Raw genomic sequence first — 14,824 nt, 5'->3', positions numbered from 1 at the left:
GCTTTGCTTTGGCCTTCGGCCTTGACCTTGGCAGGCGTTTTTATTTTGATTAGATGTTCAGGTAGAATCTTAGGATTCCTAGTATAAGTAGGTGGACTGGGTAAAAGGCGTAGTTTAGCCATTTGTACTGCATTCCCCTCTCTCCGTTGTATGTGAGTGTCAGTCCGAAGCCGAGTATGGACCAGAGTTCTTTGATGATTGAGATATACCCGAGTCCTGCCCCGATGATTGGCTTTTGGCGGAAGATATAGAATATGTATGCGACGAGTATTGCGTGGTAGTCATAGTCTAGGCTTAGCCAGGTTGCTATGAAGCATGAAATTCCTAGAATTGGCAGGCTTGTTATGAACCAAAGTAGCGTGCTTTTTAGTTTCGCTCTTAGGCTATCGATTAGCCAGATTACGCCTAGGCACAAGGATAGCGTGAACATCATGTTGTTCCAGTTTGGCTCAAAGAATGTCCTCGAGACGAACATATCAAATGGTACTTCGGAGATAAGTCCGAAGATCAAAAGGCTTGCGAGGTATTTCTTGCGACTTCGTGTTTTGAAGAAGCCTTCGATAAGGAAAAACATGAAGATTGGGAAGGCTATTCTTCCGATTATGGAAAACGCGTTCGATATGTATAGCAGCGCGCCTTTGCCGTTTAGCATGGGCGTGATTAGTGCGTTATTTGTGTGGTCTATGAGCATTGAGATAAATGCGATGTATTTTAGCTTAGCTCCGCTTAGGATTTGGTAGGGTTTTAGTGGGTTTTGGCTTGGCGCGGTGGGTTTGGTTTGGGGCACTGCGTGCTGTGGTGCGATTGCGTTTGTTTTTGTTGTTTTGTTTTGGGGCATAGGGGCTCCTTTTAGACTGTATTAGTTTTAGCAGTCTGAGTTTTCTACTCAAACCAGGCGATTGCTCTGATTGGCGAGTGGCTAAAGTTTTCTAGTTTAAGTGGAAACAGCTATGTAAGACAATCTGTTTTCTTTGATTGCATGTTATATATATTAATTTCATGGTGATGTCCTTAGGGAGATTATAGCATAAAAAATCCTATTTACTTTGGGTAAATAGGATTTTGTGAAAATGTAGACTTTCTTATATATGAATTGTTCTACATATCCTTTATAGTTTTCTTAATATGCTCTTTCTCTTCTGCTGATAGCTTATATTTATTGAAAAGTTGCTCATCAATTTCTGCAACGGTCTTGCTCCAGTCTAATTCTGAATCATATTTAAAATTCTGCATCGGAACAAATTTATAGGTTCCTCTTGTCCCATTCTGATTAGCTTTAGATATTCTGATTAAGTATCTAACAAATTTGGTTTTTAAATATTTCTCGATTCTTTTGCATGACTCAATATCTAAATTTAGATTTCCACCAATAACTAGATATGTTTCCGAAACAATAGATTTAGGTTCACTAATCATTGTATTTAAATTATCGTCTGGTAAATTTGTACCTATATTATTTGCAAAAGGTGTAATAACTTTCCATTTAAAAATCATATCCCTATTTTTTTTAATCGAATCGTTCTCAACATAGCCAAAATTTCCCTTGCTTGCATACATTTTAACAGGATTCACAAGTAGATTCTTATCTCTTTTTAAATTCTCTTTTGCAAATTTTGTACTGAATCCAAAAGGGTTTCTTGCAGAAATAAATGTTATTAACATATCTTGATTATTATCGGATATTGAAATATCTCCATTTTTCAACATTTTTTTAATTATATTGTATGCAATATTGTCAGTGATGAAAATATCCACATTTTCAATTTTCTTGCTTCTAATTTGATCACTTGTCACTTTTCCATATTCAATATTTTTTATTCTTATTCCAGAGATATCGTTGTCATAATTCCTATCAAAAAGAAAATAGTTTACGCCACCTCTTAAATTAACCTGTGGAAACACATCTTGTGATGTTATATAATTCGTTATTAGTTTTATGCCTTTTACATTTAACATATATTCTCTAAAATCATCCAGTCCTTTTCCACCAGTAAACCAAACGCTTGGAACTATCATAGTTACAAACATTGGATTGAGTTTTATTGAAAGCATAGCAAATTTATTATATAAAGGCATGGCACTCCCTTTTCCACTATCGTTATCACTGACTTGATACGGCGGATTGCCAATTACTGCCCCAAATCTCACTGTTTCCTCACCTACCTTAACTTCATCTTCTAACGTTATTTTACTAAATGGCTTTTTCTGTTTTAAAATCCCACTTATTTTCTTATAATCTACTTCGTCTTTATCATCTTTTATATTAATCAAGTCATAAGCATTGAATTCCATCGCAATATTTTCGACATTCAAATCTAATATTTCATAGAACCTTCTCGTAAATTCATATGCGATAGAAGACGTTGGAATAGAATAGATAATATCCCTTATATCTTCGTGTGAATAACCAAGTTCAAATGTCAGTCTCTTATATAAAGAAACTGCGTACTCTCCAGATTTACTTGCAATGTCGAGCAATTTATCTTGATTAGACACAATCTCCTTTAATCCCTCTTCAGGTAATAATCCAACCATTTCATCGCAGATATTCGATGGTGTGATAACCTCTGACTCTGACATTCGATTAAATTTTTTTATTGATGTCATTGCTCTTGTCAGCGGTTCAATGCTTTCATCTGATGCAAGCATCGATATATTCTGTATTTTGTAATCTAATCCACTTCTTTTAAAAGGATCCATCTTTTCACTGATATTAACAATAGCCTTCTTATCTAAATTTAAATTTATCGAAAGTCTTTGGTTCTCATCACTATCTATAACTTTTATGATATCGTCTAATGATGCAACTTTATCTTTGGTTAAAAATGAAAAGAACAGTAACCTCTGATAGTATGTTTTTATCTTGCTCTCAAGTTTCTTTATTTCATTATCATTTATTTTTTTAATATAGTCTTCTGTTTTGTCTTTTACATTATGGCTACCGTCATTAAGTTCACCATCTTCTCGCTCATTTAAATCCAAATCATCTCCACTACCCTTATAAGGATCAATTGATAATCCTTGTTTTGAATTAAACTCACCCTGGCTTTCCATTATTTTTCTGATATCTTCATCATTTAATATTGATAAATCTACCGGAATATCCAATACTTCGTCAGATATACTCCTTTGATTGTTGTACTCGCTGATTGCCTCTAATATATTAGTAGCATCTACCTCTTTAATCTTATTATGATTCATCGTAATAACAGGAGATATTTTAAGCTCTTCAACAATTCTTTCCTTTAGTTTACTATTTCCATTTTCTTCTGTGTTGACATTATAAATTAACGATTTTTGTTCCTGCATTCTAAACAACCTGTCAGGATCAAAATCAACAAGTAGTGTTTGAGGCTTTAAATTTTCTTTAATAAATCCTTTTTCACTTGATAATGTCCTTATATATTGATTTTGCAATCTAAAAATCGATTGGTCATATTCTTGTGGAGATGATGTATCTTTAAAATATAGCATAGTATCCCACTGCTCAACAGTAGATCCAGTAAGCATTCTGTTAACCGTTAATGTTATAGTCTTCTTGTTTAAGTCTTCACACTCCTTCACTTTATTCTTAATATCACTTGGTTTTTTATATATCTTTCCTGCATCAACGCCAGATATGTTTATAATTTCATACTCATTGAGATTTTTAAAAATATCTTTTCGATCCCTTAAAAGTTCTTCCATCGCATCACAGGAAGCACAATATGGAAGCACCATTACCATGTGTCGGCACATTTTCCCTTCTTTGATTTTGTCATAATCCAAGAAACCAAGTAAATTTTCATCTTCTTTTGAACCATCTATAACCTGAAGTAAATCTAATATTTCTTCCTTATTTTTAAACTTTTTATGTCCATTATTTATGGCATCTTTCTTTATAGACTCAGGCTCAAATAATTTGGAGAATGCAAATGTAACTCCACTTTTTTTAAGGGAGTCCATTTTTTCACGTGAAGATTTGTTTGGATTAAATGCAAATCTAACCATTTGGGGAAATCCATAATATGGATTATCCCATTCGTTTATATTATCCTTATAAAGATTATTTTTATCCCATTCTTCCTGTTCCTTCACTATATCTGTGAATTGTACAAACGAGATAATATCATCTTTTTCAAACTCACTCCCCATTAAGATACGGTATGGTGTGCCAGATAGATGTAGTCTAATCCTTGCATTTATTTGTTTTAGTTCCTCTTCTGCTATATTTACGTCAATATTATCATCATCAAGTTTATTAATATTGGATTTATCAGATTTTTCATATCCTGCTTTTTCTAAAATTTTTCCAAAAGATTCAGCTCTTGCTCCGAAATGAGTTTCATCAATTATTAGCAAATCAATTTGTTCTTTAAAAAGTTCTGCATGCTTCTCTTTGATTTCATCACCCTGTAAGTCTTGCAATGTCAAGAATATTACAACCTTATTATGTTCATCTCTATTTGTCTTAATGATGTTTTCGCTTGAAGCTAAATCATAGGATTCTAAAAACACATACTCTGAAAAGTTTCCTGCTCCTTCAACAGTTTTCTTCCACTCATCTTTTACATCAGCTTTCGCCGATACAACTAAAACGATATTAGCTGAAATTTCTAATGCGCAGCAGAGCGAAGTGAAAGATTTTCCAAAACGCATAACAGCATACATCAAAAGATTTTTTCGTCCGTTATTTACAGCATTTATAAAACTATCTACTGCAGCTTTCTGATTTGGTCGTAAATCCCATGCATCTCCACGTTCATAGTGATATGTTTGTGGTAGCCTATTATTAGAACTATAGTATTCGTACTTACCAGAATTTGATATATAGCTACTTTCTATGTCTTTTATAGCATTATCTATATCATTAATATCAGCATCTTTAAAGAATTCATTGCTGTAAACGACTCCGCTGTTCAGCTCTTCACGACGCAGTCTTTCTCTTGACAGATCGTTCTCTAAGTATTTATGAACTGAATAATCTCTGAAATATGTATCTTCATCAATTATAGCTTTACTATCATATTGTTTTTTTAGATTGGGATAAGCATGTCTCCATTCATTTAGTCTTTTAGATACTGGTCTATATGTATCACCAACCTTTAAATAATTTGGAACTTCTTCTGTTGTGAATGCATAGATGTGTGGTTCAACTCTACCTACAATAATTCCGTCCAATACCTCTGTACCTTTTGTTTTAGTATCGTCCATGATTATTCTCCTCTTAATAAATCCTTAAAGGCGATAATTCTCTTTGCTCTCCAGTCCTTTATAATGCAATATGCCTGTTTAGCCTCTTCATTATTAAATATTGAAATCTGCTCGTCAGGATTAACAGGATTGCTATATGGGATTGTATATGTTATACCATCCATCTGCCAAAGATTCCACGATATAATCCTTGCAATTTTTATTAGCTCATTTTCATATGGAGCTCTGCTCATCATATCCTCCATGTAATCACAATATGATGCTAAAAGGTTTTCCCTGGCAATCAACAAACTATCTCCATGGAATTCAAATCCATACACGCTTTGAAATGCTCTTTCCGTCCACTTATGCCATTCTTCATCAGAATCAACATTCTCTTTTACAACTCTCATTTTTCTATCTAAAATACCTATTCGTTCGTATAAATCCAGAGTATTTCCTGTGACAGTATCATACCGACTGACTAAGTAAGGAGCCTCACCGCATGTGATTTCTAATCGCCTATCATCTATGTATTTCTGCCATGACTTACTTTTACTATCAGGAAACTCTATCTTGCCTTTATTGGGTATCCATGTTTTTTCTTTTTCAATATTGAAAACATCGTCTCTTTCAAACCATGAATTATCTACTAAGTTATTTTGAGCATTGCATATCCAGCTAGGAGTGAAAACCTCTGCTTTTTCTTTAGTTCTAGTCCCCTGACTTTCCTTTGTTTTCATGATTCTAGGTTGAATCACATTTGAATTATCACCGGTAATTAATCTAGCTAAAATAGGATAATGCGAATAATATTCTTCACCTAAAACTTCATAGTCATCCGTTCCCCATATAATATTTCTTTTGGTAGTTCTATCTATAAGCAAGGTATCTAAAACTTCCTTACTCCACATCCCTTCATCAACGTCTATTGTAAATGCCATTTATTTATCCACCTTAATATTTTTTTCAACACAGACCAATTCCCCTACATCAACATCTAGAACATTACATATTTTTCCTATGACTGTTAATGAAATGGCTTCTCCTTTTACCATCTTGGATATAGTCGCCGGAGATATACCTGTTAAATTTATAAGATCCTTCTTTTTCATATTATGATCTATTAAGTTTTTCCACAATCCATTATAGTTGAACTTCATAATTATCACCTTAAATTTCATAAAAGTGAATTTTACACTTATTTATTATATCACATTACTCTTACATTAGCGTATTGCTTTCATTTTCTATTATGTTATGAACTGTAGATTAAACGCTCAAGTCATTTTTAAACAGCAAATGTAAATTAATACGGTATTTCATAAACTTGATTACATTTATCATTTTTTTATTTATAAATAAGTCATAAAATCGTCCTTTTTGCTTTTATAAAATTCTTTATGGTAATTGCAATTACTTTACATATACTATAGACTATTTATATCGTTAGAACCTACGAATACTTACACCTATGTTTTGCAGGTAGCATACCGCAATTATGTACTAAAATACATGTGATTTAACATCTACAAAACTATATCAGAAAATAATCAATTAACTTTTTCAATAGATTAAAAACGGATTTCAGTTTAATATATTAAAAAACGGTAGTTAATTAAATATATCGACATATTATTAAGAGGTGAATGATATGACTGTAGCTTATAGTGACGCATTACTACGGTTCAAAACTTTAATAAAATCTGATTATAAAAATCATGACTCAAAAAAGAAAAAAGAAGAAAGGATGAATCTATTAGAGTGGTATGTTCATAATTGTCCATCTAATAGAGGTCCTGAAAAATCAAAAAAATTTGCAGACTATGGTATTAAATCTGGTGCAGATTATAAGGAGTTAAAGAGTCAAATAATTAGTAGTATTGGTCTTAAAAAAAATGATACTTATATATATTGTAGTAATGGAAAAGAAATGGAAAATTTGATTGACAAAATAGAAAATGTTTATTCTTCAAGACGTAAAGCAATTATTTATTTTTCAAATGGTGAATACAAAGAAATGGATTCACTTTATATCAGAATTAGAAATTCATTTGCCCACGGAAATCATTTTAAAATTAGGGATTACTATTATTTGTGGAATGAAACTGGTTCCAAACAGAAAAAGCTTGGCTCCTTCATGGTTCTAAAATATGAACATCTTAAATCAATATATAATGCTCTGGATAATCATTAGCTTGTATTAAATACTAGCATATATAAGTTATACTCCCATCTCATATTTTAGTTAAAGATATTATATATTGGACGCAAATTGTAATAACAAGTTGAACATTGATAACTAAAAATCCATATCATAATTATATGATATAATCATCAAGAATTGAATATTTTGTTTTGTTTGCTTTTATTCTATTGAAAATAAATTTTCTAAATTCTACCGCTTTGTCAATGGCATCTTCAGTTTCATTAAAAGACGGATAATATCCACCATGAACAATTTTATTCCTCATCTTATATGTAGTAGTGTACCAACTATTAACTTCAGTACCCTCTTTAGTTAAATCCCATGTTCCACCAATATATCTTGGTAATTGACGTTTAACAATACTTATAAGGCTTTCATTCTCCAGTTTTTTTTCGATGTCTGTTGCTGTAAAATCTAAAGCAATCAAAACCTCTTTATATACAATTTTAATTATGATTTCGATATTAGTTTGGATGCTGATGATTGCATCATCATAAAAGCCTTCCTTAAATTTTCTAAACGCTTTTAACGCATATGTCTCTGCATGTATAAATGGATTTTTATTCTCATTATAGATGGAATATAGTCTAGAACATTCCCTTACATTTTTAATATTTATAGGATTTTTTTTAGTAGAAAAATTTAAATGGAGATTAAATAAGCTTTTTTCACTTTTAAATTCCCTTAGGTTGACTGAATTCATCAGTATTATAGGGGAAAACATTTCTTTGGTTACTTTGTAACACATTTCATCCTTTGTTTGAGATATATATGCAATAATTTGCTTATTTAGTTCTTCTAGCGCATAATCAAAAAAATAACTTTCCAAGGTTTCTACTGAAGTATCTGAATTGTAGCTTATAGCCATAATAACTGAAGTATGATATTTTTCAATTGGGATATTATCAAGTCCATGTATGGGTTCTTTTATTATTTCCGTTCTATACAAATAATGTAAAATACAGTCACTCATTTTGAAGCTGCATAAAAATTTATCTTCTAAAGCCATTTGGAAAGGTAAATCTATCTTAAATTCTATTACGCTATTAATTTGATTTTTAAATGTATCGTATAACGGTCTAATATCTTTTTCAAATATGTCTTTACCAATAATAAAATTGTATTCCAAATTTTTTAGACAGCAATTTTTGAATTTTTTACCACTACCACATGGACATTTTTCGTTTCTACCAGTTTTCATGAAATTTACCTATAGTGCAAATATTATTTTCTTATCTGCTTTTATATTCGTATCCACCTAAGATTATAGATTCTGAAACACTACAACAATTTCTTTATTATCATTATATATTCATTTAGTATGCTCTACTTATGCCTCTCATACCATTCAATTATCGAATCTCTACCCGAATCAAAGAATTGAGTCGATATATAGATATCTTCACCTTTGAAATTTAGTGGCACAGCACGATATCGAAAAGTCTTCGAACTACCCATATATGCGTTCCTGTCTTCCGAAACTGCAGGATAACTTGTATTTTTGAATACATCTTTTGAATATTCTTTAGTCTTTAGTTTTTCTATTTCTTCCTTATCAATTTCATCGTTTTTGATTAAATCTTCGACAAAATAATAAAACAGTTGTGCTACTTTTGTTCCCTTTCCTGTCCATGTTTTTTTATCATTAATATTAAAGGGTAAGTCCATTAAGTAGACATTGAAATCTTCTGGATTTAATTTCATATATATTATTAGACTCTTAATAAATGAAATTATATTTTCTGCAGACAAATTCGTTTCATAAAATATTCCACTCTTTCCAATTTCCTTAGGCCTTCTCAAAATACGCTGATCATTTGTAATATATATGCGTTTCGCCTTATCTAGCTTATAATTTTCGTTTGCTAATGTCACTAACGCCTCACTATTTAAATCATATACAAGCTCAACAAATTTGCTTAGTAATTCAGCCCAATTATTCGCTTTGATATATTCTCCCATAAATGTGAATCCATTTGGTTTTGTGTCTGTAAAGTCAATACCATCTAGAATTCCAAAACATAATTCATTTGGCTCCTTTGGAATTTCGACATCTTCATATGGAAATTTTTCAATTAAAATGTCTACAAGCTTATTTGCACGCAGTAATATAGATTCTTCATTCCATTTTTCACTATCGATAACATCTTTATTTAAAATATTAGCTTTTGAATTTTCTTTAATGATTTTCTTTTTTTCATTAAATGATTTTGTTCCTAGTTCGCTGTTGTATCCAGTAAATGTTAAATTACCTAGTGTGTGTAAGTATAATTCGTACACCTTATCATAGTCATTTCCTATCTCTTTTTTCCATACTGCTGCATTTTCTTTTTGTGGAAGTATGTGCTCTATTGTAAGATTATCAATATCTATATGCTCTTTTGAAGAGTTTTCAATTACCGATAATACATATTTACATATGTTTTTCGTGTAAAGCGGCTTATATAAAAGTGCATCCCTAAACTCTTTATCAGATGGCATCCTATTATTTGATTTATTTGTATTTAGAAAAACAATAAATCGCTCATAGTATCTATCGTATTTATCCGTTATAACCCTGCCATACATTGATTTCATGAACTTAGCTAGATTTTTATTTATATCACAAGCGTTAATTCTGACAAAGTATGTTAGGAGATATTCTAATACCTTACATAATTCTTCTTCCGTAATTATATTTTCTTCGAAATCATCAAAAATCCTAAATAATAAAGGTATTATTGTTGTCTGCTTAATCGTATTAAAAGCTTTTAAATATGCCATAACCGATTGACTATAAAAAATATTTACACCTACAAACGAACCATAATACTTTGAGGTTCGTTTTAGATTATTCAAAACCTGCTCATGTGATAATGAATTTACGTCACAATACTCTTTGAATAAAGCATATGCATTCTTACTTTTAACATTTTTGCTCACCTGTGAGTTTAGATAATTTATAACGAAATCCCCTAAGTTTGCATATCCTACATTTTTTTCAATCTCAAGCCAGTATTCGTTATATAGTTCATCCTGGTTGTCATCGTCCATTAACAAATAGTTTCTAATTAAATCAGCTAAGCTCAAATCCAATCCTGTTGAATTAATAGATTCAAAGATTTTCTGCGCCTCATCTCCCTGATGTTTATCTAGTATTATTTCTACAAGTTCAAGCTTTTTAATTCCGTTGAGAATATCCCCTAGCTCATTATCTTTTGATATAGTTTCATCGATTAAGTTTTTGAAAATGATATAGTTCTTATATACATTAGAGTTTCTATCCATTTTCTCGATTTTATCATTAACTAAAAGGAGTAATTGTTCATTATCTGACTTGACAGGCTTAAGCTTAACCTTATACTTTTCATCACAATTTCTATTGAACATTACATCTGTAAGTTCATTTTCTATTCGAACTGAAACCCCTTTTGATGCATCATACAAAGCTTTTAAAAGAATATACATGGTTGTAATTCTCTGTTGACCATCTATTATCAGAACTTCATTTAGTCCACTTCCTCCGTTAACATCTTCTATATAAACTACTGTTCCAGTAAAGTGCTGTTTATCGAATTTACTTGCTAACATGATGTCTTCAAATAATTTTTCGCATTGAACACTTGTCCAATCATAATTTCTTTGGTATACAGGAACTTTAAAAACTCGTTTGTTTTTCTCAAGTAAATCTGAGAAAAACCACATTCTGTTTGCTTTCATTTAATTACACCTTAGATGAACATAAAAATAGTTAATTTAAATATAATCACTGTCATACTATTCAATTTTACCATATTTGTATTTGAGCTTAAAGATGAACAAATATAAATTTTATAAATTTCGCACTAATTTTCTTTTAATATAAAATGCACTTCGTCCAATAGTTATTCAACTTGACATAACTTATGTAAACAAAGTGCATTATTAAATTTAATATTTAGAACGTATCTTTCTAATTATTCTAGCGATCTTAACACCTGGATCTTTCATAACATCCAAGCATTTTTCATTTATTATTGAATCTTTTACTGCAATTAAGTCTATATGGTTTGCTATAGCATAGTCATACGCTTTTTTAGTGATTACAGTATTTCCATTGATTCTGATGGAATCAATCCCTTTATCACTCATTTTTATTATCTTTTTTAGAGTTATAAACATATCCGTTGCTCCAGTATTATCTAATGTTTAAGCATAGGTAGCAGAATTGTTACTGTAAATAACAGACCAAATAAGAATCCAGTATTACCCATGATATACATCGATGGTGCAATTTTACCATAGATGAATTTTCTCTCTTCTTCATCTCTAGCAGCACGAGCAGATACTTCAGTCGATACAATACTTATACCTGGGAACAAGAACATAATTCCTACACCCGCAGCAGCTGATAAAATCGGATCATATCCAAAGAATTTACCTGAAATATATCCACCTAGTCCAAGCCCTAATGCAGACAATATAATTAGAGCTACTATTGATGGAAGTACAGATAATACTGCATGAGGCGTTAATCCATTCATTGATGTGAGCAAATATCCTATAATAAGTACTGTTAAAAAGCCCGATGAATTTGCTCTTTCATCAAATAAGTAAAGCCTAAATACACCTAATAAACATCCTAAGATTCCTAATACGAAGCACCATAAGAACGCTGACATTCCAGTAACAGTTTCTAGTGCAACTGCTGCCCATACTGCTAGTGCCATTTCTAAAAGTACTACTCCGTTGCGATCTAGCTCACTTGGAAGTAAAGCTGGTAGGAATGGACTTGGGTTTTCTGCTGAACCATAGGCATCACCACGCTTTGTCAATCTCTCCTCATGCTTCTCATCTACTTTTGCTACTTTTTGTAGCAAGTATGCATCCTCAGCATTTAGTTTCTTAGCATATTTTCTTAATATAAATGAGGCTATCGGTTGTCCTATAGGGTCTACTGTCACAATCATTATGGTTGGTACACCAATAAGAGCAACTAATCCTAGATCATTTAGTTTTGATATCGCAGCGATTCCTGAAATAGCTCCGCCACCACAGCAAGCTCCCGCACCCGCTAGCATGGTATCAAATCCAAAGATTAGACCACCAATTCCTACAGCAAATAGCAGTGCAAAGACTACAGAAAACAACGCCATTACAACACTTTTAAGATTTTTTACATACTCTGCTGGTGCAACGCCTGTTCCAACTCCAACACAAAGCATATAAAAAGCCATATCTCCCATCGTCGTAAATCCGGCTTTTTCTGGATATGTTTGTGGCATGCCACACCAAATCAAAATAAGATAAAGAATTAAAGCTCCTGCCATTGATGGAACAACTGCCTTGGTTAAATATGAAATAACCTCACCAATAGCAACTAATCCAAACACAACACATGCTGCTAACATATAACTAGTCATTTTGTACTCCTTTCTAAAGTGCAATTACTTTACGAGTAAATAAGATAGGTGAAACAGATGGTTCAAATGGAACACTAAAGCTATCTATACTACCATCATATGCATTTGTATGGAATGTAACTGGTGCTGTCACCACTAGCGTATCCATTTTGATATCTTTCATCTTAAAAATATCATAATGATAATGCTCCATATCTTGATCCATTCCTCGGAACATAGCCTTCAATTTATTGCCTTCCCTATGGATAGCGATTTTTCCATAACCAGGATTCCAATACTCTCCAATATAATCGTCTAGTGAATGTGATGGTTTTGTGCCTGTAACAGGCTCATTTGGCATAAGATTGATAACTTCGTCAAGATAAAAACCTCCCCATTTACCTTTCTGCGATTCGAAGAAGGCAGACCAATCGCGTGTTTTTTCGAGGCCTAAAACATTATCTAAGATTGTATATAAGATTGATTGTTCAATTAAAATAGCTGAATTATGGTTATTAATCATAATCATAACTCCTATATTTTTCTTTGGTAAGAAACACATTAATGAGCAGTATCCCTCTATTTCACCTACATGGTAAACCAAGTCATTGCCCCTATAGTAATCCTCTATCCAGCCCATGCTATATCCCTGCATAGGTGGAATTTCATCAATTTGAACACTCCACATTTGGAAAGGCACGGCCCATTTATGCATTTCAGCCATACATTCTTTTGATATCAACTGCTTACCATTCCACTCTCCCATATTTAGATGAAACTGTATCCATTTCATCATATCAGTTATACAAGAGTTAATTGCTGCACAAGGTTCACCTGGGCTAACCGACCAATTCTTGATTTTCTTTATAGAACCATCTTCTTGTCTCCAGTGAGGTTCAGCAATGTTGTTACTCTTTCTTAATTCTGAAATTGATGTATTACTGTTATTCATTCCAAGCGGCTTGAATATCCAATCACGAATCATATCATCCCATTTAAGGCCACTTAATCTCTCAGCGATGTGTCCCGCCAATGTATAAATAACATTATTATATTGCGTGACTGTACGCAGTGGGGCATTTGGCTCAATGTATCTAATACGCTTAAATAACTCTGCTCTATCAATCTCATCTGTATATAATGAATCATGTCCTGGAATACCAGTTCTATGGTTCAACATATCTCGGATTGTGCATTCTCTTGTTGCATATTCATCATACATTCTAAAATCCGGAAGATACTCTCTAATTGGCGTATCAAAATCCAACTTACCCTGATCTACAAGCATGGCAATAAGTGCTGCTGTAAATGATTTTGTGCAAGATGCTATACCAAATAATGAGTCTGAATCTATCTTTGATTTATTTTCAACATCTGCAACTCCATATCCTTCTGATAAAATAATTTTGTCATCTTTAATTACTCCGATTGCCATACCCGGTATATTATGGATTTTCAATTCTTTTTCTACATATTCCCTTGATATTACATCTACATCACGCATTTCGTTACCTCCCTCTGTAATGTCTTTTTATAAGAACATTATAGTACTACCTTGTATTTATTTCAATACTCCTATTAATGCAAAGACATCTTTTATTATTTCTTTTTCTACGTATGTATATTAATTTTATTTTTATGTTCAAGGTTCATTGTGTGAATGATAAATGGATTTTCAAATGTTTACGACATAGATTATAAAAATATCTAGATAATATATTTTCGTATTAATTGTATATAGTAACTTTATACTAGTATTTAAGCCTAATAAATTAGATAATCAAAAATTACTTCAGACTTTTAAACACTCATGTGCTTGAAGCTTTGAAAACATAAGTAATCCAACAGTTTAATTAGTTTGCTTGGTTCTTCATTAACTGGAGGGACAAAATCCTAAACTCGTATCTCAGACCCTATGATGATAGAAAACTATCTAACTCATTCACTGAAAATGTTAACGGAAAACTGCGTACTTATCTGGCAGTATCTAGAGGAATTAGTAATTTTCATCGCTTCAGAAAAAGAGTTATCTATTCGCTTTCTAAAGATGTTCAATATTTCCTAAACAATAGCTTGCACAGTG

General features: G+C 31.9%; 10 protein-coding genes. 1 reads left to right on the top strand and 9 read right to left on the bottom strand.

Annotation, left to right across the window (positions count from 1 at the left end; all coding sequences use genetic code 11):
* Positions 1-49: 49 nt before the first annotated feature.
* The 4 genes from ADJ67_03325 to ADJ67_03310 form a co-directional block, all read right to left on the bottom strand.
* Entirely contained in the window at positions 50-787 is a 738-nt protein-coding gene (locus tag ADJ67_03325) for a conjugal transfer protein TraX (protein AKT47654.1), read from the bottom strand.
* A 311-nt stretch (positions 788-1,098) separates the two neighbouring features.
* Positions 1,099-5,193, bottom strand: a complete 4,095-nt coding sequence (locus tag ADJ67_03320) for a restriction endonuclease Eco57I (protein AKT46799.1) — start codon at positions 5,191-5,193, stop codon at positions 1,099-1,101.
* A gap of 2 nt (positions 5,194-5,195) precedes the next feature.
* The gene (locus tag ADJ67_03315) at positions 5,196-6,116 is read right to left on the bottom strand and encodes a restriction endonuclease subunit M (GenBank protein ID AKT46798.1); all 921 of its coding nucleotides are present in this window, start codon (positions 6,114-6,116) and stop codon (positions 5,196-5,198) included.
* Complete coding sequence (locus ADJ67_03310) at positions 6,117-6,335, bottom strand: XRE family transcriptional regulator (GenBank protein AKT46797.1); 219 nt, start codon at positions 6,333-6,335, stop codon at positions 6,117-6,119.
* A gap of 491 nt (positions 6,336-6,826) precedes the next feature.
* Between ADJ67_03310 and ADJ67_03305 the strand changes: the two genes are divergently transcribed.
* On the top strand, positions 6,827-7,369 hold the full coding sequence (locus ADJ67_03305; GenBank protein AKT46796.1) for a hypothetical protein: 543 nt from the start codon (positions 6,827-6,829) through the stop codon (positions 7,367-7,369).
* Between the two features lie 124 nt (positions 7,370-7,493).
* Here the strand turns inward: ADJ67_03305 and ADJ67_03300 are convergent, their stop codons facing one another.
* The 5 genes from ADJ67_03300 to ADJ67_03280 form a co-directional block, all read right to left on the bottom strand.
* On the bottom strand, positions 7,494-8,582 hold the full coding sequence (locus ADJ67_03300; protein AKT46795.1) for a hypothetical protein: 1,089 nt from the start codon (positions 8,580-8,582) through the stop codon (positions 7,494-7,496).
* Between the two features lie 125 nt (positions 8,583-8,707).
* Entirely contained in the window at positions 8,708-11,080 is a 2,373-nt protein-coding gene (locus ADJ67_03295; GenBank protein AKT46794.1) for a hypothetical protein, read from the bottom strand.
* Positions 11,081-11,290: 210 nt separating this feature from the next.
* Positions 11,291-11,521 carry a hypothetical protein gene (locus ADJ67_03290; protein AKT46793.1) on the bottom strand — a complete coding sequence of 77 codons (231 nt, stop codon included), beginning with the start codon at positions 11,519-11,521 and terminating at the stop codon, positions 11,291-11,293.
* Positions 11,522-11,541: 20 nt separating this feature from the next.
* Entirely contained in the window at positions 11,542-12,762 is a 1,221-nt protein-coding gene (locus tag ADJ67_03285) for a hypothetical protein (GenBank protein AKT46792.1), read from the bottom strand.
* A gap of 13 nt (positions 12,763-12,775) precedes the next feature.
* Positions 12,776-14,245 (bottom strand): hypothetical protein, encoded by a 1,470-nt coding sequence (locus ADJ67_03280; protein ID AKT46791.1) that lies wholly within the window; start codon positions 14,243-14,245, stop codon positions 12,776-12,778.
* Between the last annotated feature and the right edge of the window lie 579 nt (positions 14,246-14,824).

Source organism: Eubacterium sulci ATCC 35585 (assembly GCA_001189495.1).
Lineage (GTDB): Bacteria > Bacillota > Clostridia > Peptostreptococcales > Anaerovoracaceae > Eubacterium_B > Eubacterium_B sulci.
The sequence above is the reverse complement of the archived record's forward strand: the minus strand, read 5'-3'. Positions and strand labels throughout refer to the sequence as shown.